The 19,228-nt window shown below is 59.0% G+C and carries 28 protein-coding genes; 7 read left to right on the forward strand and 21 right to left on the reverse strand.

The features are described from left to right. Positions 1–4: 4 nt before the first annotated feature. A complete protein-coding gene (locus RSO67_RS02905) occupies positions 5–535 on the reverse strand; it encodes a DedA family protein (RefSeq protein WP_120289448.1) in 531 nt (176 codons plus the stop codon). A gap of 365 nt (positions 536–900) precedes the next feature. Between RSO67_RS02905 and RSO67_RS02910 the strand changes: the two genes are divergently transcribed. Beyond that, positions 901–1,170, forward strand: a complete 270-nt coding sequence (locus RSO67_RS02910; protein ID WP_315842278.1) for a helix-turn-helix transcriptional regulator — start codon at positions 901–903, stop codon at positions 1,168–1,170. A gap of 278 nt (positions 1,171–1,448) precedes the next feature. Here RSO67_RS02910 and RSO67_RS02915 read toward each other — a convergent pair whose 3' ends face one another. Continuing rightward, positions 1,449–1,745 carry a hypothetical protein gene (locus tag RSO67_RS02915; RefSeq protein WP_315842279.1) on the reverse strand — a complete coding sequence of 99 codons (297 nt, stop codon included), beginning with the start codon at positions 1,743–1,745 and terminating at the stop codon, positions 1,449–1,451. Further along, complete coding sequence (locus tag RSO67_RS02920) at positions 1,745–2,188, reverse strand: hypothetical protein (RefSeq protein ID WP_315842280.1); 444 nt, start codon at positions 2,186–2,188, stop codon at positions 1,745–1,747. Before RSO67_RS02920 ends, RSO67_RS02915 begins: the two co-directional genes overlap by 1 nt. Positions 2,189–2,668: 480 nt before the next feature. On the opposite strand from RSO67_RS02920, the gene RSO67_RS02925 reads away from it, so the two are divergent. The 4 genes from RSO67_RS02925 (at position 2,669) to RSO67_RS02940 (ending at position 4,855) form a co-directional block, all read left to right on the forward strand. Beyond that, positions 2,669–2,860 (forward strand): hypothetical protein, encoded by a 192-nt coding sequence (locus RSO67_RS02925; RefSeq protein ID WP_315842281.1) that lies wholly within the window; start codon positions 2,669–2,671, stop codon positions 2,858–2,860. Then, positions 2,860–3,546 (forward strand): Fic family protein, encoded by a 687-nt coding sequence (locus tag RSO67_RS02930; protein WP_315842282.1) that lies wholly within the window; start codon positions 2,860–2,862, stop codon positions 3,544–3,546. The genes RSO67_RS02925 and RSO67_RS02930 overlap by 1 nt, the downstream gene beginning before the upstream one ends. Before the next feature lie 25 nt (positions 3,547–3,571). Next, positions 3,572–3,802 (forward strand): hypothetical protein, encoded by a 231-nt coding sequence (locus tag RSO67_RS02935; protein WP_315842283.1) that lies wholly within the window; start codon positions 3,572–3,574, stop codon positions 3,800–3,802. Between the two features lie 354 nt (positions 3,803–4,156). Continuing rightward, complete coding sequence (locus RSO67_RS02940; RefSeq protein WP_315842284.1) at positions 4,157–4,855, forward strand: hypothetical protein; 699 nt, start codon at positions 4,157–4,159, stop codon at positions 4,853–4,855. A gap of 22 nt (positions 4,856–4,877) precedes the next feature. Here the strand turns inward: RSO67_RS02940 and RSO67_RS02945 are convergent, their stop codons facing one another. From RSO67_RS02945 to RSO67_RS03030, 18 genes are all read right to left on the reverse strand, one after another. Then, a complete protein-coding gene (locus tag RSO67_RS02945) occupies positions 4,878–5,198 on the reverse strand; it encodes a hypothetical protein (protein ID WP_315842285.1) in 321 nt (106 codons plus the stop codon). A 284-nt stretch (positions 5,199–5,482) separates the two neighbouring features. Next, complete coding sequence (locus tag RSO67_RS02950) at positions 5,483–5,905, reverse strand: hypothetical protein (protein WP_315842286.1); 423 nt, start codon at positions 5,903–5,905, stop codon at positions 5,483–5,485. Positions 5,906–6,314: 409 nt separating this feature from the next. After that, entirely contained in the window at positions 6,315–6,656 is a 342-nt protein-coding gene (locus tag RSO67_RS02955) for a hypothetical protein (RefSeq protein ID WP_315842287.1), read from the reverse strand. A gap of 4 nt (positions 6,657–6,660) precedes the next feature. Beyond that, the gene (locus RSO67_RS02960) at positions 6,661–6,864 is read right to left on the reverse strand and encodes a hypothetical protein (RefSeq protein WP_315842288.1); all 204 of its coding nucleotides are present in this window, start codon (positions 6,862–6,864) and stop codon (positions 6,661–6,663) included. After that, positions 6,845–7,363 carry a hypothetical protein gene (locus tag RSO67_RS02965; protein ID WP_315842289.1) on the reverse strand — a complete coding sequence of 173 codons (519 nt, stop codon included), beginning with the start codon at positions 7,361–7,363 and terminating at the stop codon, positions 6,845–6,847. Before RSO67_RS02965 ends, RSO67_RS02960 begins: the two co-directional genes overlap by 20 nt. Positions 7,364–7,374: 11 nt before the next feature. After that, the gene (locus tag RSO67_RS02970; RefSeq protein ID WP_315842290.1) at positions 7,375–7,629 is read right to left on the reverse strand and encodes a hypothetical protein; all 255 of its coding nucleotides are present in this window, start codon (positions 7,627–7,629) and stop codon (positions 7,375–7,377) included. Positions 7,630–7,637: 8 nt separating this feature from the next. After that, positions 7,638–8,885, reverse strand: coding sequence for a hypothetical protein (locus tag RSO67_RS02975; RefSeq protein WP_315842291.1), 1,248 nt, complete (start codon positions 8,883–8,885; stop codon positions 7,638–7,640). A 3-nt stretch (positions 8,886–8,888) separates the two neighbouring features. Next, positions 8,889–10,748 carry a hypothetical protein gene (locus RSO67_RS02980; protein WP_315842292.1) on the reverse strand — a complete coding sequence of 620 codons (1,860 nt, stop codon included), beginning with the start codon at positions 10,746–10,748 and terminating at the stop codon, positions 8,889–8,891. Continuing rightward, entirely contained in the window at positions 10,748–11,005 is a 258-nt protein-coding gene (locus RSO67_RS02985; protein ID WP_315842293.1) for a hypothetical protein, read from the reverse strand. The genes RSO67_RS02980 and RSO67_RS02985 overlap by 1 nt, the downstream gene beginning before the upstream one ends. Next, positions 11,005–11,142 (reverse strand): hypothetical protein, encoded by a 138-nt coding sequence (locus RSO67_RS02990; protein WP_315842294.1) that lies wholly within the window; start codon positions 11,140–11,142, stop codon positions 11,005–11,007. The genes RSO67_RS02985 and RSO67_RS02990 overlap by 1 nt, the downstream gene beginning before the upstream one ends. Before the next feature lie 162 nt (positions 11,143–11,304). Beyond that, the gene (locus tag RSO67_RS02995) at positions 11,305–12,162 is read right to left on the reverse strand and encodes a hypothetical protein (RefSeq protein ID WP_315842295.1); all 858 of its coding nucleotides are present in this window, start codon (positions 12,160–12,162) and stop codon (positions 11,305–11,307) included. Between the two features lie 121 nt (positions 12,163–12,283). Continuing rightward, positions 12,284–13,396, reverse strand: coding sequence for an AAA family ATPase (locus tag RSO67_RS03000; protein WP_315842296.1), 1,113 nt, complete (start codon positions 13,394–13,396; stop codon positions 12,284–12,286). Next, positions 13,393–13,662 carry a hypothetical protein gene (locus tag RSO67_RS03005; RefSeq protein ID WP_315842297.1) on the reverse strand — a complete coding sequence of 90 codons (270 nt, stop codon included), beginning with the start codon at positions 13,660–13,662 and terminating at the stop codon, positions 13,393–13,395. The genes RSO67_RS03000 and RSO67_RS03005 overlap by 4 nt, the downstream gene beginning before the upstream one ends. Then, the gene (locus RSO67_RS03010; protein ID WP_315842298.1) at positions 13,659–14,000 is read right to left on the reverse strand and encodes a DUF1064 domain-containing protein; all 342 of its coding nucleotides are present in this window, start codon (positions 13,998–14,000) and stop codon (positions 13,659–13,661) included. Before RSO67_RS03010 ends, RSO67_RS03005 begins: the two co-directional genes overlap by 4 nt. Beyond that, a complete protein-coding gene (locus RSO67_RS03015) occupies positions 13,997–14,212 on the reverse strand; it encodes a hypothetical protein (protein WP_315842299.1) in 216 nt (71 codons plus the stop codon). Before RSO67_RS03015 ends, RSO67_RS03010 begins: the two co-directional genes overlap by 4 nt. Positions 14,213–14,410: 198 nt before the next feature. Beyond that, on the reverse strand, positions 14,411–14,605 hold the full coding sequence (locus RSO67_RS03020) for a helix-turn-helix domain-containing protein (RefSeq protein WP_315842300.1): 195 nt from the start codon (positions 14,603–14,605) through the stop codon (positions 14,411–14,413). Positions 14,606–14,690: 85 nt separating this feature from the next. Then, positions 14,691–15,065, reverse strand: a complete 375-nt coding sequence (locus tag RSO67_RS03025; protein WP_315842301.1) for a hypothetical protein — start codon at positions 15,063–15,065, stop codon at positions 14,691–14,693. Further along, positions 15,062–16,297, reverse strand: coding sequence for a tyrosine-type recombinase/integrase (locus tag RSO67_RS03030; RefSeq protein WP_315842302.1), 1,236 nt, complete (start codon positions 16,295–16,297; stop codon positions 15,062–15,064). The genes RSO67_RS03025 and RSO67_RS03030 overlap by 4 nt, the downstream gene beginning before the upstream one ends. A gap of 556 nt (positions 16,298–16,853) precedes the next feature. Between RSO67_RS03030 and RSO67_RS03035 the strand changes: the two genes are divergently transcribed. Both RSO67_RS03035 and parE read left to right on the forward strand, forming a co-directional pair. Next, the gene (locus RSO67_RS03035; RefSeq protein ID WP_315842303.1) at positions 16,854–17,021 is read left to right on the forward strand and encodes a hypothetical protein; all 168 of its coding nucleotides are present in this window, start codon (positions 16,854–16,856) and stop codon (positions 17,019–17,021) included. Positions 17,022–17,123: 102 nt separating this feature from the next. After that, the gene (gene parE / locus RSO67_RS03040) at positions 17,124–19,172 is read left to right on the forward strand and encodes a DNA topoisomerase IV subunit B (RefSeq protein WP_315842304.1); all 2,049 of its coding nucleotides are present in this window, start codon (positions 17,124–17,126) and stop codon (positions 19,170–19,172) included. Positions 19,173–19,228: the final 56 nt, after the last annotated feature.

The raw sequence follows: 19,228 nt of genomic DNA on the forward strand, positions 1-19,228 counted from the left end.
CGGACTACTTCAGTTTCCAGAGCCATTCCACGGTCATCGACAGGCCGTCGCCGAACAGCAGCAGGACGCCCGCCCAGATAAAGGCCGAGGTGAAGTTGGCGACCTGAAAGCGCCAATAGGGCATTTCGAAAATGCCGGCGGCCAGCGGCACCGAGGCCCGCAATGGGCCGAAGAAGCGGCCGATATAAATGCTGGGCACGCCCCATTTTTTGACGAAGGCTTCGCCGCGCGGAAGCAGGTCGGGAAATTTGGACAGCGGCCAGATCTGGGCGACCTGGTCCTTGTATCTGAAGCCGAACCAATAGGAGAGCCAGTCGCCGAGCGCCGCGCCGAGAGCACCGGCAATCAATACCGGCCAGAAGCTGATGCCGCTCGCGCCGACCAGTGCGCCGATGGCCACCAGCGCGCCCCAGGCCGGCAGCAGCAGGGAGATGAAAGCGAGCGATTCCCCAAAGGCCAGCAGCAGAACGATCGGCGCCGCCCAGACCTGGTTCTGGCGCACGAATTCGATCAGCCCGTGCATCCAGCCTTCCATATGGAGAGTATCCCTTTACGGCTCTGGCCCGGCCGGATTGGCCGCGAACCGCTTTAACCTTCAAACGCCCGCGACAGGTAATCCGGCGGCACCGATCACATCAAGTCACAAGCGCGAAGTTTGAAGGTCGCCAATTTCAACTATTTGTCAGATACTTACGTGAGCTTTTTGTCATATGATCACAATTTATTTCATGGTGCACACAGCATGCGCCCTTTCGCGTGAATCTGGCCGGAATGCACATAGCACAGGCAGACTGGCCAGTCGTTCACGGGTTGGCGAGATCGAGCGGCGGGCTGGCCTTGTTACACGCTCAGCGAGCGCTATATGGCAAATACTAATAAAACTAGTGAGGACGCAGACCAATGAATGCACAGATCAACGAAGAAGAATGGTCACCGGCTACCGTTAAAGCCGTCCGTGAAAAACTCGGTAAAACAGAAGCCGAAATGGCTGAGAAGGCTGGTTTGACGCTGGAAACTTACAAGAATTATGAAGCCGGAAAGATCATCGATCTCGACACTGACGTGAAGATCAATCAGGCGCTGCGGGCATTCGGCGGTAAGCATCCCGCCTCAGAGGGCGGACTCCTCGGCAACAAGGATGTGCTTGGAACCAAGGACGTCCTGAAGTAACTCGCTCACAAGACAAACCCGCCGGGTGGACTAGGTCCGGCGGGTCTTCAGTCGCGGTGCGAGTTCGAAGGCCGCTTGAATTCAGCCTCCGCTCCAATGCTTAAAGAAGCGTTCGGGTCGCCCTCTCCGCCAGCCCGATGCTCACGCGCAATACCAGCCGGGCGCAGTACAGACGGATCAGGCGCATTGCTTCGCCTCCACCTGCTTACGCAGATACTCCAGTGCGGCCTGACGGGTCGCGGGATCGGCTGCGGCCCATTCCCTGAGGATCTGTTCGATCAGGCGCATATCGACCTCCAGGCAATGACGCGACGGAAGCCGTCTAGGACAGCGTCCCGGTACTTCCACCACCCCTCGTCCCGGATCCATGCTTCTTCCGGCAGGCCCGCGAGGTAGTCGAGGCGCTGACGCTCCTCTTCCACTGTTGCCGGCGCCGCCATGATGATGGTCCGCAGGGTCATGATGCCCGGGTGCTGCCGATGCGCCGCGATCGCGCAAGGCAGGTCCACATTGACCGGAATGAAGCCGGCTGAGCAGGCGGTGTGGATCTCTGTCACGGTGCTGGCGGTGATCATCACTGCACCTCCCCGTTCGAGGCGTAGTGCCCGCCGTACTGCTCGGCCATCCCGTCCAGATCGCCGCAGCCGCTGTGCTCGCTCTCCTCTGCCGGGTCGCTGTCTTCTGCGTCGCAGTCGTCGAGCTCGCCATCCATCTGGTTGGCCGCCCAGCGAGAGCTGCTCCATGCCCGATCCTGATTGATGATCCGATCCGCGGCGCCCAGGGTCGGCTCCATGTCGGCCTCTTCCTGCCGACTGTCGTCCTCGTTCACTTCCAGCTCGTGCTGGGCGTACTGGTCCGTCTGATCGAGAAACTGAATTAGCCGGTCGATCTGGTCGATGGCCTCGCGCCGGAGTCTGGAGAGTCGCTGGAGCGCTTTGAGGCGTCTCCGCTCCTGGGTAGCCAGATTGCGGGCGCGCGAATCCTGGGGCGTCCCAGGCGCTGCTACGTGCATGTTCATGGTGGGTGGTCTTTCGAGCTTGGCTTCTCACAGCCGTTACCGGCGTCGGGCCGGCAGCCGGGGGGTGAGAACTTGCTCGAAGACAAGTCGGCGCGCTTTTAAGCCTTGCGGCTCTGGACATGGCGCACCGCCCCCGGCATAAAGCCAGAGTTGGAGCGCCGCCAAGCGCTACCTAGCGCCTGAGGATGCCCGCCAAGGCCTCCTGTGCGCATTCGGACAAAGCCCCGCCAAGGGCCGTCCTATTCGAGTCCGGGTTCTCACACCCACGGACATGCTGCTCCTGATTTGCTTAAAAATCTATCCCCATCGGGGAAGCAAAAGGTAATCATGTTGCGCGGAACACGCACGGATGATCGCAATTAAGCTGATGATCAATGTTCACGTGACAATCGGCATACAAATTGCGATCATCAATTTCGACAGCATGCCAACGCATCGTCGAAAACGCCAAACCATTGAACCGGCATTCGAAAGCAAGACATGACCAGTCTCAAGACGAAAGAATCAACGCTTCAGGCGTTGGATCGCGCTTCTCGTCATCCGCCATCCGCAAACCAGATCCGGAAGCAGCGAGTGTCATTTATCATGGGCAGTCTCGACAAGGAGAGTGCTGTGACACGTGCCAAAGTTGAGAAGTCGTTGGCGGAGCAAGAAGGCACAAAGGCCGACTAATGATAGTTTTTGAGCTGACCGGCAAAGAAGATCACCCGGTCTATCAAGAACTTCAAATCTCAAATGCGAATCGACAGTACGATTTCTTGAGAGCGATTGTGTCGGCGTCCCTTGGTATGGGGCGCCCTTTTCTTTCTCAGCACGTCATCAAAGCGTTCAATTTTCAAGCTATCACCTGCCTTCATACCAATCCTGGAGAGTATCGACCCTGCCCGGTCCACGTCGGCGATCATCGGCCGCCCGATCACTATCGGGTACCCGCCTTGATGGACGACTTCGTGAACATGGTGAACCGGAATTGGGACACCACTGACTCCGTTTTTCTCGCGACATACGTACTTTGGCGCCTCAACAACATTCACCCGTTCATCAATGGCAACGGTCGCACCGCGCGGGCCGCATGCTACTTCGTCCTATGCCTGAAATCTGGTGCTCTCCTACCTGGCGAGACCATTCTGCCCGAACTCATTAAACTGAACAGGCAGGAGCACGTCGTTGCGTTACAGCATGCACACGTTACGGCAGCTCAAACCGGAGAGCCTGACCTGGGTCCACTGCACGCTATCGTCACCCGGTTGGTAGACGAGCAACTGGCTAGCGCTGACATATTTCCAGCCGCTGAAACGGCATCTGACATTGCCGATGTCGTTGCCGATATTGCCGACGCGACAACCCCACAGCAGTGAAGCGCCTATTGCGCCCGATTCCAACATGAATCATGATCTCGCTCAACCTGAGGGGGCGAACATGTCTTTCGAGTTCTGGGGCGGAATGATTGCTGGCGCCGGCTGTGTGGTAGTCGGCCTTGGCTACGACAGCGGTTCGGCATACGTCGTGGCATTGGGGGCGGCACTGCTGGTAGTTCCCTATTTTTTGCTCGTTGCTGGCGGTGAACAACCGTCCGATGAAGTGATCCCCTCAGAAGCGACTGCCTGTCGATAGCGGGCATACCGGGGAAAATCCGGTCCGATCCGTTGAAAAACTCTCGCCCGTCCAACTAGCTTCGCGCCTCCTCGGAGGTGCGCCATGTCGGATCTCGCGTGTTGCTCCCTTTGCCCCCACGCCCGTGATTGCACGAACGTAGGTAGTTGCCTCAACGAAAGAGCAGCGCCTTTTCTCGCTCGCGGTGCGTTTTCACCTTGGATGCTACCCCAACAAGCGCGAGACGTTGAGGCGGCTCTTCGCCGTGGTTCATCACTGTGCCGAATTACAGGCGGCGGTAGACTTGGCCCTGCAGTTGCTACGCCAACGAAATTTAAGAAGCACAGTGCGGCTTACCCCATTTGGGGCCAAGAGATGGGCGCTTTAGCAAAACAGAATGCAAAAGCGAATGATGTCCTGAAGGGACAAACTAAACGCCTTGGAAGTCACTGCCAACGCGGCCACGCTATGACTGGCGACAATGTCGGATTTCGCACCTCGCGACGCATTTTCTGCAAAGCATGCACCAGCGCTCGCGCCAAAGCCGGTGGCATCATAAGCCCCCAAATTATCAAGCAAGTAACGAAGCTGCTCAAAGAACGAGTACCTATCCGGCGCTTCACACAGGGCGTGAGCGAAGGCTATTTAGTGAGCTTTGCCACTTTCAAACGGTACCGCCGAGAGAACCCGACGTTCGATCAGTTCGTGATCGAACACACCAAGGACAATAACTCACGAGCTCAGTTGCAGCGGTATCGACATCGCGCTTTCATGCAGGCGGCGCCCGCAGTTCAAAGTCGTTACTTGCGGGAGGTCTACGATCTGATTCCGCGGTACCTGCCGGACGATGCTCGTGATGACATTGTCAGCAATATCTTCCGAGCTCTCGTCGAACAATCTCTGCGGCACGACCAGGTAAAATCGCGCGTCGCTTGGTTTGTCAGCGAACAAAACAGGATGTTTCCCCCTAAGCATCGCAAATTTGGCGATGCACAGCTCGTCTCGCTCGACGAAGTACTTTTTGACGATGGGACTCGCACCAGAGGCGATACAGTATCCGAAGGGCTGTGGTGATGCGCCTGAGCGTCGGACGACCTCAATCCTTCGGCGGCTCCCGGAATCCGACGCAAAGACTATGAGGCTTCGCGTGGAAATACTGCGCATCACCCGTGATCGCGCCGGCCATTTCGTCGATTGCCTTTTGCAACGCACGAGCAGCAACACAGTGCGGGTTGTCATAGATCGCACCATATGTGTGCGGTCGAAGCTGGCGCATCAACTCGAGCATTATGACGTGGTGCGGATGTGGCTTGGCCGCCTCTTCCTCCCTGCGTCGCCGACGCTCATCCCTTGACCACTGCGAAATCATTTCGTCTCTCAATAATTCTATGGTCGCCACAAATGCGCGTGCACCCATCTCCCATCGAACGCGTTACGCAGCGCTTCCGCGTCTCCATGGTAGGTGAAGCAGAAAACAGCCCACCGTCTCTCCTCGTGCACCACGCTTGGGCCACGCACGCGCAGCGACAGCAGCTTCCGCGAACAGAAGCTCGTCGCCTTAACGCAGGTCTCTTCATCGTCAGGAATAGCGATTTGAAACGGCCAATTGCCGTAGGTCTCGGCCATGGCCAAGATAAGAACATTTAGAGAACATCGTCAAGTCTCGGCCGGCGAGTTCCAAAGTTCTCTGAACCTAAAAACTCAGCGCCTCTTTGCCGGCCTGGCACCCGAGAGCATCAGGGTCCCCGCCTCTGCAATTGCCGTCATGGGAGACGCATCTCCCTTTATCTTCTCCCAGGCACTTGTACGTTTACGATGCGCCCAATAGGCCGAGACGGCATAACCGATGGCAAAAACGATAAACACTGGCGCGACGTAGTAGGTTGCTAACTGCCCTGCTGCGGTCATCTCATTTGCGAAGACCGCATTTGTCCAGATACTCGTCGCCAAGCCCAACAACAATGTTGCCACCGAAAGCCGGGTCGTCACTTGGCCACTCAGTGAAGAGATTTGATCCATCTCCGGCTCGCTGATCGGATACGTCGTCATCGTGCGCGCCATATACCGGGGCTGCATCGTCGCACCTGACGGAAAGTCACCAGTGATCTCCGGCCTATCTGCCATCTTCGCGGTCCCCAATCTGAGGCAAGCGCGTTTGCGCCCAATCGCTGTGAGGCTCTGACAGACCAACTTGAACAGCGTTGAACGTCATGGTGTGAGCGCAATTTCTGCAACCAACCAAGATCATATGGTAAACTTCGCCGGTTTCTGACAACGGATCGACTGCTAGTCGATGAAGTCCGACCAAATGTGGAGCGAGAGTCCAGTCGGAAGTCTTGCAAACGGGGCAAACAACAGGACTTTTCCAGCGCCCAGTCCACCATTTGGCGACCTTCGCAGTATCCTCGGCAGTCAATTTCCCATGCTGATCCGGCATCAATCCCCCGCACACTGTCAGTGCGAGCCGAACTATGAACACAAGTATCGCGAGAGTCTATCGTCGTTGATGGCGTATGGGTCGAAAGCTGCCCGCTCATGCATACCCCTGCGACTGATACTCAATCTTCCGATTAATGTTGCCCTCTTGCTTGTCGAGAGCCCGCGCCATCACCCTCGCCGTGGTTTGCGCAGTCTGCCCCTCGTAGATCTGTGCTGACTTTCCGAGCGACTTCCCATTGCGTTCCGTCAACGTCACCACGTCGCCGTTCACGGTGTAGAAATGCACCTCTACGGTGCCGGGATCGCCGTTCAAGCACGATCCGATTTGAACGAACACGGGATGCACTTCACGCTTGACGCGTGGCGCCCGTGGTTTCGGCGCAGGTTGCGGCAAAACCTCAGCCGGCGCGATTGCCTTCTGCCAGTCGTCAACCAACCCACTACGCCACCTTTTCCTTGGCTGCGATTTCCAGGTACTGCGCACACTGGCACCGACCACCGCGCGCTGTCAGGATGTCACGGACGATCTGCAGCGGGACGCCCGGCCCCAGCAGCTTCAGTTCCTCAGCCGCCTTCTCGTCAATGAAGGCGTCGATCTCAGCGCGGATCGCGGCAATGCGGTCTTCAGTGCTTTGCGATTTCATTGTTTATCTCCGCTTTCGGAATTGCTGCCCTGCTCTGGGCCCGCCGCAGCTCAGCGGTGACTTGTGCATCGCGCTTGATCAGATAGTCCTGCAGCTCGAACGGCAGCTCATAGAATGCGCCCCATCGTTCCTTTGACCATGACCGCGGCGGCTTCACATCCGAGCGTGAATAGATGACCGTCGCGACCGGAGCGCCGGCAGTGGGATCGGACAACCCACGTGCACGATGCACCTGCGATATCGCCTTGGCCTGCTCCAGCATGTCGCCAGACTTGCTCATGAGGTACAGCGCGACGGCAGCCGGCCGCGCCGGCAATGACGGCAGGCCGATGCCATCGCACCATGCAACGAAGTCGGCTGGCATCTCAACATCGGGCACAGGAGCCAGCGCAATGCCCGCACTCTCAAATTGGCGTTCCAGTTCAGCAGCGATAGCCCCGTTCAACGAAGCTTCACGCTCCAGCCGCTCGGCAAGGCGCGTACTGACCAGCGCGTCCATGACGGGGTTGCTCAACGGCCCACCTTGCGCAGATTGTGATGCACGTGATCCATGTCCCGCCGCAGTGCGACCAGCTTGGAGTAACGCCGCAGATTGGACGTGTCAGCGGTGCGCAGTTCGGAATCGAAAGCATCTAGTGCTTCTGCACGCTTTTCGAGACTGTAGAGATGAAAGCGCTCAACGACCTGCCCGTGATCAATACCTTCACCGGTCCAGTTCTTGGAAATGCTGTCGGCGCGTTCGAGGAAGTCCGGTGTGTCGGCCATGTTGTCTCCTATCGTGCAGATGCCCTGCGGGCACTCGTCAGTTGCGCTGCAATCCTCGCCGCCTTCAGTCCAGAGGCGCCTTCCAGTTGCTTCTCAAGCTTCGCAATGCTGCCTTCGCTGGAAGATGCACGCGGGCCAGCGGTCGTTCCGGGTCGCTGCACTGGCGGCAGACTGCGCGAAGCAACGGCCTTTGGTGCGTCCTTGATCTCGCGGTAGCGCATCGCATCCAGCAAGACCTGCTGCCCGACTGCACTGTGTATCGTGCGATCACGGGCAAGCCCGCGAATTTCGGCCGGCGTCAAACCCAGGCTCTGGAAATACGGCCCGACCTTTGCGCCATACTCCTTGACCACGCGGCCATGATCATCGCCCAGGACCCGAGCCAGCTTTGCATCCTCGCTCGCCTTGAAGGACGAGAATTCCTGAGATTGAGCATGCTCACGCTGCTGCTGCTCCTGCTGCTTGGCCTGGTTGATCTGCTCGACGCGGCCCAGCACACCAATTGCGGCGTTGAAGGCTTTTGGGTCCACATCCTTCAGCATCATGAGGCCTTGCGCCAGTTGATCTGGCGGCAGCCCCTCTAGCTGTGGCGCGACCTGAAAGAATGTCGCCTGTGCAAACGAGTTGGCGGCTTCCAGTGCGGCGGAATACGAGGTGCGCACTTGCTCCGCCTCACCAAGCTGCTGCTCAATGGCCTGCCGCACCTGGGGATGCTTCAGCGCACGCTCAACTTCCGGGTCGAGGTCGGAATTCGCGCGCACCGCGTCTGCCGATGGCTCGGCTTCCGGCTTTGCTGCTTTGGCTTCCTTTGTCGGCACCTTCTCGCCGTCCTCGGGCACCTCAATGCCAAAGTGCTCCGCGGCCTTGGGGTCACCCTTCACGGCATCCTTGCGCATGGCATCGACTGCCGCGGCAAACTCAGTGGAGACGCTGTGCGAGGCATCCTTGATGTTCGCATTATGGAAGGCGGTCAGATCCCGTGCCGCGCGCTCGGACGTGACGGTTTCGTTCTCCGGCAATGCCTCGCCGTCCTTGATATACTTGACCTCAACCAGATCATCGGGGCCGGCATAGCTCAGGAAGTCGGCGGCCTCGCGAGGCGTCTTGAATTCGATCCCGTCGAGAGGTTCAAAACTCCCCGGCTCATTCTCAGGCATCGACGTGAAGCCGTGCGACGCCTCCACACCTTCGCGCCCAAACTTCTCTTCGGTCGATGCCGTGAACTGGCCGGACTCTGCGTCGCGATTTTCGCTCATGGTTTAGCTGTCCCTGCCTCGTCGATCGATCCAGCCGTAGGTCGTGATGAAAATGCTTGTTGAGGCGCCCTGAGCCACGGCTTGAATCTGCGCCGACGTGTTGGTGCGAACGTCAATCGTATTTGTGGTGACGCCGCTCGACGTGTTGGACGTTTGGTTCGTCGTCGGAGTATTGAATGTAATCGCGCCTTCATCGGGGGAAGCTATTAGAAACGAACTGGTCGTACCGTTAGTCCTGAGCCGAGAAGTAACCTTCACCCCCGTCGGCACGCGTAGCGTATACAGCTTGGGCGTCGTACCAAGCGTGCTATCGTTCACGTCGTTGACGAGAGACCCGACGCCCCAAAGGAACTCATCGCCAAACTGCGAAAAAAGTAGCCAATTGCCGCTGCCGTCCGTGCGCATTGAACCGATACGACGGAATACGGTGTAGTTCGTCGGAAGCGTCGGCGCCGTGGCGCTCAACGACGTCAGAATGTCAACAACGCCGGTATCCAGCCGCTTGATCTGATGGACATGATACCAGATGCTTGACGCGATCGAGCCCGTGTCCAGCGAGCCATTTCCAGATCCAACTGCCCACGCCGCATTCGTCTTGGTGTAAGCCGATCCCAGCGCCATGAGTGATGCGCCAGTCGAATCCACAGCCTTACCCCCGGCAATCCCGAATGACGCCGAACTGCCAGCCGTCGATAGGGTCAATCCGAACAGATAGCCATCGTTACCAAGCTGCAGGTTAGCGCGCGAAGTCGAAACGCTGGAAACATCCGAAAGGTTATTCGCCTTCAGCATATCGCCAGCACCAGCCGGCGTGGCCCATGTACCATCACCACGCCAGAATGTGGACGAAGTGGCAGACGTGCCGCTATTCAAGTTCGTGACAGGTAGGTTTCCCGTGACGCCTGTGGAAAGAGGAAGACCCGTGAGATTGGTAGCCGTGCCGCTCGCAGGCGTGCCCAATGCACCACCCACGAAATAGGCAGAGCCCGTACCTGCCTCGTCGGTTAACGCAGCACGGAGGTTTGCACTCGACGGCGTGGTCAGCCATGTCGCGATACCCGTTCCTAGGTTCGCAACACCCGTGGCAATGGGTAGACCAGTAGCATTCGTGAGGGTGGCAGACGAAGGCGTGCCAAGCGCGCCGTTGAACAGGACAGGCGCACCAGCCGCTCCGGTATTGACCGCAAGTGCCGCGGCAATGCCAGTGCCGAGTCCTGACACGCCAGTTGCGATAGGCAGACCAGTGGTATTAGTCAGAATGCCTGATGCTGGAGTGCCCAATGCAGGAGTGGTGAAGGTCGGTGACGTCAAAGCGGCGCCCGACGCCCGAACTACCGCACCTGTGCCGCTATTCGCGGTGACAGCCACACCGCTGATGCTGAAGCTATTGCCTGTGCCGGCGGTGTCATAGGTCTTGTTCGTGAGCGTCGCACTCGCTGCCCACTTGGTAGCATCCGACGTGTTATCCACGTTCCCAAGGCCAACGTCGCCCTTCACAATGCCAGTCGGGGTGGTGATGTTGGGAGAAGTGCCGAACACCAGTGGGCCGGTGCCCGACTCATCGGTCATTGCCGCGCGCAGGTTTGCTGAGCTGGCAGAGGCCAACCATGCCGCCATGTTTGCGGACAGGCCGCTCAATGAACTGGCAGGCACGTTCGTCAGCGTGTTTGTCGCGCCATCGATCGATTTGTTCGTCAGTGTGGCCACTGCCGCCCATTTCGTGGCGTCGCTGGTGTTATCGACCTGGTCCAGACCCTCGATAACGTGGTCAGCGTTCCACTCTGCCCCGTAAACCCGCGTAGGATCGTTGCGGGTAGGCTTGTTCGAGACAAAGCTGTGAACGATGCGAGCGTTGTTCGGCATTACCCAAACGCCTCTTCGTCAAACTCGCCATCGTCAAAAGAGCGGTCATCCTCTTCCGAAGGATCGACTGGCTCAGGGGCTGGCGCCGTCGTGGTCGTGGTCGTGGTGGGATCCGCACCGTCGGCCTGCAGCTTCTCGATGACCGCCGTGCGCATGTACTGCGCCGGCAGCATCGAGCGTCGATGCGCCACCTCAGCGATCAGGGTCTTGGCGCCGGCCGGCAGGCTGACAACAGCAGTATCGGGAAAGCGGCTCATCACGCGGCCTTGCTCACCCGGTAGCCCAGCGTCTCCGCAAAGCGGATGGCGGCTACGATCTCGTCGAACGTCACGCGGCCGAGTGCCGAATGCTTCTGCAGAACGGCGATGAACTCGCCAAGGTCTTTGTCCGTCATGTCGATCTCCGCAAATCAGTTGCAGAGATTCTGACACAGGTTTTCTAATGCGATAACCCTAAATCACACTATAAACGTATAAATACACATATTTTCAATTACTTGCTTTGAGTGCGTTTAGTATGATCTCAGTGTGCACACATTGGCTCAGGTTTGCTGGCGTTAGGCGGATGCCATATCCGCCCCGAGCGGGATGTCCACCTCTCGATAGCGCATGCGAAGGGCGCTCTCGCAAACGCCTAGAACTTCGTCGATCACCTCTTGAGGGTCGCGCTGATCTGCCCGCGGCACACAGTTCTTGATCACCTGCAGAAGCTTCGCCAGCACGATGGCGTCCAGGCCTTTTGGCAGTGGTCCAGGATCGAACTCCAACAGCTTAGGAGCCTCGCCCTGCTTTGCCTCTCCCTTGCCGTCTAGGCGGTCCTGAAGCTCCTGGATGCGCGCTCGCAGCTTTTCTTCTGTGTTGAGCATATTGCCGTCGTCGTCCATCAGCGGCTTTACGCCAACAATGATGCGCTCGATCCGCTCAAATGGCGGCAACACGTTCAGACCGCGCGTCTTGCCGTCGATCGATTTCATCAGCCGGCCGACGGTTGGCCCCTGATCCAACTGATCCAGCGCCTGTTCATGGCTCAGGCCGGGCTTATTGCCGTCCAGAAGTAGCTTGTCGCCGTACTGGCGCGGAAACAGCTTGCTCACGATCCATTTCAGGCTGTCCACCTTCAGGCGATCTCGCTGGACCTTGGCGTGGTTCGCTACAGTCTTCTTGCCATCAATGACGATGTCGCCGGATTCGTTGAACGCGATCACCAGGATCTGCTCGACGTAGTAGTCGCACATGGCCTCTCTTGCGCGCGTGTAGTTGTCGCGGAACTCTGGCTGCCTCTCTAGCCACCTATAGACCGTGTTTCGATCTGGCATACCTGCTTCACGGCAAATCTCAAGCAGACCTTTGCCAGCTATCATCTGCTCACAGATCAAATCCGCCTTTTTCTTTGAATATTCCGATGGTCGCGCCATTGGTCTCTCTGGTTACGGGTTACGTTACGGTTACGTTACGGGTTACGGAATTCAGGGTCTGATGGTTACGTTACGTTACGTCCCCCTATAAGGGACGTAACTCCGTAACCGACCGAGCCCTTCAATCATGGTTCACCGTCCATCGCTCACCGAGCTGGCGGATCATGCCTTTGCCCTTGAGCGCTTGCTTGATGTCGTGGAGCGTGGCTTTGCGCTTGGTGCCGATATCGAGCGCGCGGGCCTTCTCGTTCCAGTCCTCGGTGGAGAGGCCGATGGCGCCGGCATCGTGGAGAATGCCAAACATGGTTCGTTCGTTGGCAGTCAGCCTGTCCTTGGCTTTCGTCGCAACTTGCGATGATTGCTCTGCCGGTTCCACGATGTTGACCGTGATAGGGTCGCCGTCGTCGTCGGTGCCGAATTCGAACAATCTGGACTTGAAGCTGAATACCGGGCCTTCGGCCATATCGTTGGCCTTCACCACCGTGGCGGTCTTCACGTCGTCGCCGGCAATGGTCACAAGCATGTCCACGTCCCCGTAGAGCGCATTGGAACCTCTGGCGCCGCGTTCCACGTCCTTGCCGGTATGTCCTACCAGCGCGACGTGTGGCGCAGCCCCTATCTTTCCCAGAGCGTCCTTGATGCGTTGAATGTTGGTGAAGACGCGGCCCTGATCCTTGGCCTTATCTTCGTCACCACCACCGGCAGCAATCAGCTTGGCGAAAGTGTCGAAGATCACCAGCCCGGTTACATGACCCATCACGTATTCGCTGTTCTTGATAGTCTGCAGAACCTTGTTGACGCTGGCCGGGTCCATCAGATCGAGCGTGCCGGGAACAACCGTGATGCTCGGCATGTCTTCCGGCAGGCGTCCCCCGTTGGCCTTTGACCATTCACCGACATGAGCGCGAAGACGGCGGCGTACCAGATCGGCCCGCTCCAGTGCGAAGTAGACCACATTCCAGATACTCTTGTGCTTGAACCCGTGCCAGTCGTCTCCCCAGGCCGTGCATATAGCCAGCTCAGCCATCAGCGCAGACTTGAGACCGCCGGGCGGCGCCACCCATGCCGACGTTTCACCTCGGGCAATGATGCCCTTCATGATCCACGGCTTGGGCGTGATGACAGTATCGCGCGCCAACTCGTCCAGCGTTTCGAATGGCATTCCGGGGCCATATCGATCGCGCCGGATGGCGATAGCGTCAAGCTGGTCGTTATTCATGGATTGTACGTTCATGCGTCACCTCGCAATGCTGCGCAGATGATCCGCTGAATGAGGCCGGGGCCTTCGCACCTAACCAACCCGTTAGCTGTGGCCAGATCCTCTAGGAAATCCACAATGCAACGACGGCGAGCCGGGTCGTCATAGATGATGCTGGCCATCCGAAAGGCTTCATCCTCGAACGCCCATAGCCGGGCATTGGCGACATTGCTTCGCGCCAAACGCATGGCGCTCGTGATATCTTCATACTCAACGCGGTGCTCTGCGGCTGCCGTGCTCAAAATTCTTCCACCTCCCAGCCGCCACCATGCTTTTTGGCCTTCACCTTCACCGCAATGAAGCGGAACGGATAGATCGACGCCGCAACCTTGATTTTCACGCGTGCATCGTCCTGCCAGAAGCCTTTCACTTCATGGGATTCCAGGTATCCGTCCGATGTCAGAACGATGAAGTCGGGCGAATAAAACGTGTTGTCGGCAAGCCGTAGCTTCATCGGTTCAAACTTGAACCACTGGATGTCGCCGGCCATGCGGCGCTGATCCAAATGTTCGGCATATGCTTGCTCGGTTTTGTTCATCTCGCCGGTCTGCAGCCGGCCAAGCGCGTAGAATGCCTTCATTCGGCACCGCCTTGCAGGCCACCCAGTAGTCCAGCAACCGGCGGGACAAGCGCTCTGCGACGTTCGACCTCGTCGCAGCCCTTGCGGCGCGCCATCTCGAACGAGACGACGATTTCACTTAGCTCGGCAGTGGTGAGGTTGAAGAACGATCCGGTCGAGCCGCAGGCCCAATCGATGATTTTCTCAATCTGGCTTTCAAGGTTTTGCTTCATGACGCCACCTCGCCAAAAACGAGAGGCGCCAGGATCGAAGCCATGGCCGTACTTACGGGACAGCGGCTTGCCAATCGTGATGTTTGCAAACGTCGAGCGATATCGCTAGAATCCGCTTCGTTCCGTGCCAACAGAACTACATTCGGAATCGGGCTGCCTTCGCCGGGGCGGCCCTTTTCTTTGATCAGGGTCATGCGCTTATGCCACCTCTTGCGAAGTGGACTTGCGAAGCCCGCCGTTGATGAAAGCTTCGATGTCCTCGGGACGATAAGCTACGCGGCGTCCCAATCGGACGAACTGCGGCCCCATACCTTTAACTCGCCAACCGTCTAAGGTTGCCTTGGCTACTCCCAAGGTCTGTGCGGTCTCTTCAACTGATTTAAGTGCGGTCATGATCACCACCGTTTGTTGCGATGGTGGGATCATTGTTTGAGATCGCTACGCCGTTGGAGGGTGGTTTACTCGCGGAGAAAATCTCCTAATCGTTACCCTCAATTCCCCCAAGTCCAGTGGCGTCAATTTCCCGGGTGCGGTCACGTATCCTTTTGGCATGCACCTGCACCTCATCCTCATCGGCCTTTGGAAAATGCGCCCGGATTGCCGCCGACATGTTCCCCTGGTGTTTCGACAAACTCGCGACGATTTGCGCCTCGTCCAAAGTGTAGCCTATTCCTCGTGGGTTCTTGTCGCTGGTGCGGGGCGGGCGATCGTGCGAACGAACGGCGCCCACGATCTTAGCGAGGGTCACATGGACGCGCGCAGGATCTTCTTCGCCCCGTTCTATGCGTTCTTCCAGGTCGTGCAAAAATGCCCGGGCAATCGCGAAGCCGTCCTTGATTTCTTGGTTATTCACGCCTCGGCCCTCGCCAACTGCACAACATTGTCAGCCGGCGGGTTGATGATCAATTCCAGCAGCCCGGCCAGCTTCTCTAGTGCCTCCCGCTTTTCCTTGGCGTAGCTGTGCCGGTCATAGGTGCCGCGCACGCCGGTCAGTACGTGGCCAAGCACTAGCTCGCCGATGTCGCCGGGCACGCCAGCGCGGGACATGAGCGAGCGGGCGGTGCGGCGAAGGTCATGGATGGTCCAGTGCTCCACAGGGCGCAGTCCTGCCTCCTGGCGCTGCTTGGCGATGATGCCGTCCAAGGCCTTCTTGGCTGGATCGAACGTGGCGAACGATCGCACACCCCGCGTTGTCGGGAACATGATGCCGGCCTTGGTGTCGCCGACATATTCCAGCGCCCGCTCGGTCAGATATACCTCGTGGTCGATGCCGGTTTTGTATCGATCGGCCGGAATGGTCCAGATCGGCCCGTTCAGTTCCTCGGCGGTCATCTCAGAGACTTCGTTCCGACGTTGGGCAGTCAGTAGGAGCACTCGCAAGATCCGCGAGAACGAAGGCGGCAGCTCTGGATCATCCAGTGCGGTCCACAGGCTGCGAATCTCGTCATCTGCCAGCGTTCGCTTCCTGCCGCCCCGCTCGGCCGGCGTTTTCTTTCGGGTATGTGCCCGAACAACCGGCGACTTGAAATCGTCATCCCAGCCGGCCTGCCAGTTGAAGGCAGCGCGGACATGGGCAAGCACCCGGTCACGCATGACGGGTCCATTCTTGGCCTCGATCTCGTCCAACATGCTTTTGATGTCGCTCTTGGCGAGGGTGTAGATCGATTTGGCGCCAATCCGGGGCCGGACGTAAATGTTGTAGATCCGCTCGATTTGGTTGCCGCTGCGGAGCTTGAGGGCATAGGCCTTGAGGTAGGCCGTGAGGACAGAATCGACGGTGTTGGCTTCTACCGCCTTCGCCTTGCGGGCAGCTTCGCGCTCGTCGAGCAATTCCTGGACAGGATCGCGCCCGCCGGCGACCTGGCCGGCCCGCTCCTTGGCAAATCCGCGTGCCTGCTCCGCTGTGATTGATCCGTGCAGACCAAGGCTCATCCACCGAGAAGTGCTGGCCTTGTTCCGATAGCGGAACCCATATGTCAGGACGCCGCTGTTAAGCCGGCGGACTACGAAGCCTTTCACCTGCTCATCATACAGGCTCTCGCCGGGCTCGAGGTTTTCGGCTGTGGTCTTGCTGATCTTGGCCATGCATGCCCCCGGTGTGTGCACACAAGGTGCACCCGCGAGTCAGCCAATTCAATCTATTTCGAGCTAACTGCCGCCATTGTGGAAACAGCTGGTTTCGCTGGACTTTTCCGCGAAATGTGGGAATTAGCCATCATTTCAGCACCTTAGACGATGTCATCCCGATCACATCAAGTCACAACATCTGAGGGCCGATAGCCGCGGTGCGGGTGCCGACCGGTAAATTTGAACCTTTTCCCGGCTTCTGCGTCCAAGGTCAGAGACCGGCTTACCCAATGGCAACTCTGTACCGCCGTTAGGCTGACTTCCCGCCCGGCTGTCAAAATCAAGAACGCAAAGGACTGAAGATGATCGGATCGCTGATGATGTGCGTGAGTGCGCTGGTATTGCTGATCGGCATGGTCGCCGGCATCGTAATGGGCATACGCCAGGATTTCCTGCTGAGCCCCGCGCATGCGCATCTCAACCTCGTCGGCGGTGTGCTGCTGTTCCTGTTCGGGTTGTATTACCGCCTGATTCCTGCGGCTGGACGCTCGCTACTGGCCAAGGTCCAGGCGCGATGCACATCGTCGGCGGCATCATGTTCCCCGTCGGCATCGGCATCACCCTGCTCGCCAACCACGCCTATATGGCCATTCCGATCATCGGTTCACTGATCATGCTCGCGGCCATGGCCCTCTTCGTCGTGATCGTGCTACGCACCGAGCGCTCTGGCACGGCCGCTTGAGCCCCGAGGTCGTAGCCACATTGCCAACCTGAACGTGGCATAGTCACAGCAACGATTCGCCGCGCCGCGCGCGGCGCCAACCGAGACAAAACTTTAAGACATATGGCTAAGGCACAGAAATCAAACGCGAAAGCTGATCTTTTTGGCGGCGCCAGCGCGCCGAAATCGGCTGCGGCACCGAAGGCGTCCACCCGCTCCGCCAATGCCGAAGACGGCTATACGGCCGCGGACATCGAGGTCCTCGAAGGCCTCGAGCCGGTCCGGCGTCGCCCGGGCATGTATATCGGCGGCACCGACGAAAAGGCGCTGCATCACCTGTTCGCCGAAGTGATCGACAACTCGATGGACGAGGCGCTGGCCGGCCATGCGACCTTCATCGAGGTGGAACTCACCGCCGACGGCTTCCTGTCAGTATCGGACAACGGCCGCGGCATCCCGGTCGATCCGCATCCGAAACATCCGAAGAAGTCTGCCCTCGAAGTCATCATGTGCACGCTGCATGCCGGCGGCAAATTCGACTCCAAGGTCTACGAGACATCAGGCGGTCTGCACGGCGTCGGTGTCTCCGTGGTCAACGCCCTCTCCTCGCTGCTCGAGGTCGAGGTCGCGCGCAACCAGCAGCTCTACAAGATGACGTTCGCCCGCGGCATTCCACAGGGCAAGCTTGAGGATCTCGGCAAGGTTCATAACCGCCGCGGCACCCGCGTGCGCTTCAAGCCGGATACCGACATCTTCGGCGCCAAGGCAGCCTTCAAGCCGCAGCGCCTGTTCAAGATGGCACGCTCCAAGGCCTATCTGTTCGGCGGCGTGAAGATCCGCTGGAAGTGCGATCCGGAACTGCTCAAGGGCCTCGAGGACACTCCGGCCGAGGACGAATTCCACTTCCCCGGCGGCCTCAAGGACTATCTTGCCGCGGCGATCCATGCCGATACGCTGGTGCATCCGGAAATCTTCTCCGGCAAGTCTGGCCGCAACGGCGCCCATGGCGCCTGCGAATGGGCTGTGGCGTGGACCGCGGACGCCGACGGCTTCATGTCGTCCTATACCAACACCGTGCCGACGCCCGATGGCGGCACCCATGAAGCCGGCATGCGCAGCGCCATGCTGCGCGGGTTGAAGGACCACGCCGAGCGCGTCGGCCAAGGCAAGCGCGCCGGCACCATCACCTCGGAAGACGTGATGGTCGGCGCCGCCGTGATGCTCTCGGTGTTCGTGCGCGAGCCGGAATTCCAGGGCCAGACCAAGGATCGTCTCGCCACCGCCGAAGCCCAGAAGATCGTCGAACAGGCCATCAAGGACCCGTTCGATCACTGGCTGTCGGGTAACCCGGTGCAGGCCAACAAGCTGCTCGAATTCGTGCTGGAGCGCGCCGACGAGCGTCTGCGTCGCCGTGCCGAGAAGGAAACCTCGCGCAAGACCGCGGTGAAGAAGCTGCGCCTGCCCGGCAAGCTGGCCGACTGCACCAATACCGCGACCGAAGGCTCGGAGCTGTTCATCGTCGAGGGCGACTCGGCAGGCGGCAGCGCCAAACAGGCGCGCGATCGCAAGACCCAGGCCATCCTGCCGCTGCGCGGCAAGATCCTCAACGTCGCCTCGGCGACCAAGGAAAAGCTGACGGCCAACGCGCAGATCAGCGACCTGATGCAGGCAATCGGCGCCGGCACCGGCGCGCATTATCGCGAAGAAGACCTGCGCTATTCGCGCATCATCATCATGACCGACGCCGATGTCGACGGCGCCCACATCGCGTCACTGCTGATCACCTTCTTCTACCGGCAGATGCCAAAGATGATCGATGAAGGGCATCTCTATCTCGCAGTCCCCCCGCTCTACCGCCTGACCCATGGCAGCAAGACTGTCTATGCGCGCGATGATGCGCACAAGGACGCGTTGCTGAAGAGCGAATTCAACGCCAATGCCAAGGTCGATGTCGGCCGCTTCAAAGGCCTCGGCGAAATGATGCCGGCGCAGCTGAAGGAAACCACCATGGACCCGGCGCGCCGCACCTTGCTGCGCGTGCAGCTGCTGCCGGAAGACCGCGACGGCACTGCTGACTCCGTTGAGCGCCTGATGGGCACCAAGGCCGAAGCGCGCTTTGCGTTCATCTCGGACAAGGCGGAATTCGCCAACGAGGAATTGCTGGACGTATAAAAGCTCATTTCTCGGACACGCCCGGGCTACGCTGAAGTCGAGCGCCGGGCGATCGT

This window comes from Tardiphaga sp. 709, from assembly GCF_032401055.1.
GTDB lineage: Bacteria > Pseudomonadota > Alphaproteobacteria > Rhizobiales > Xanthobacteraceae > Tardiphaga.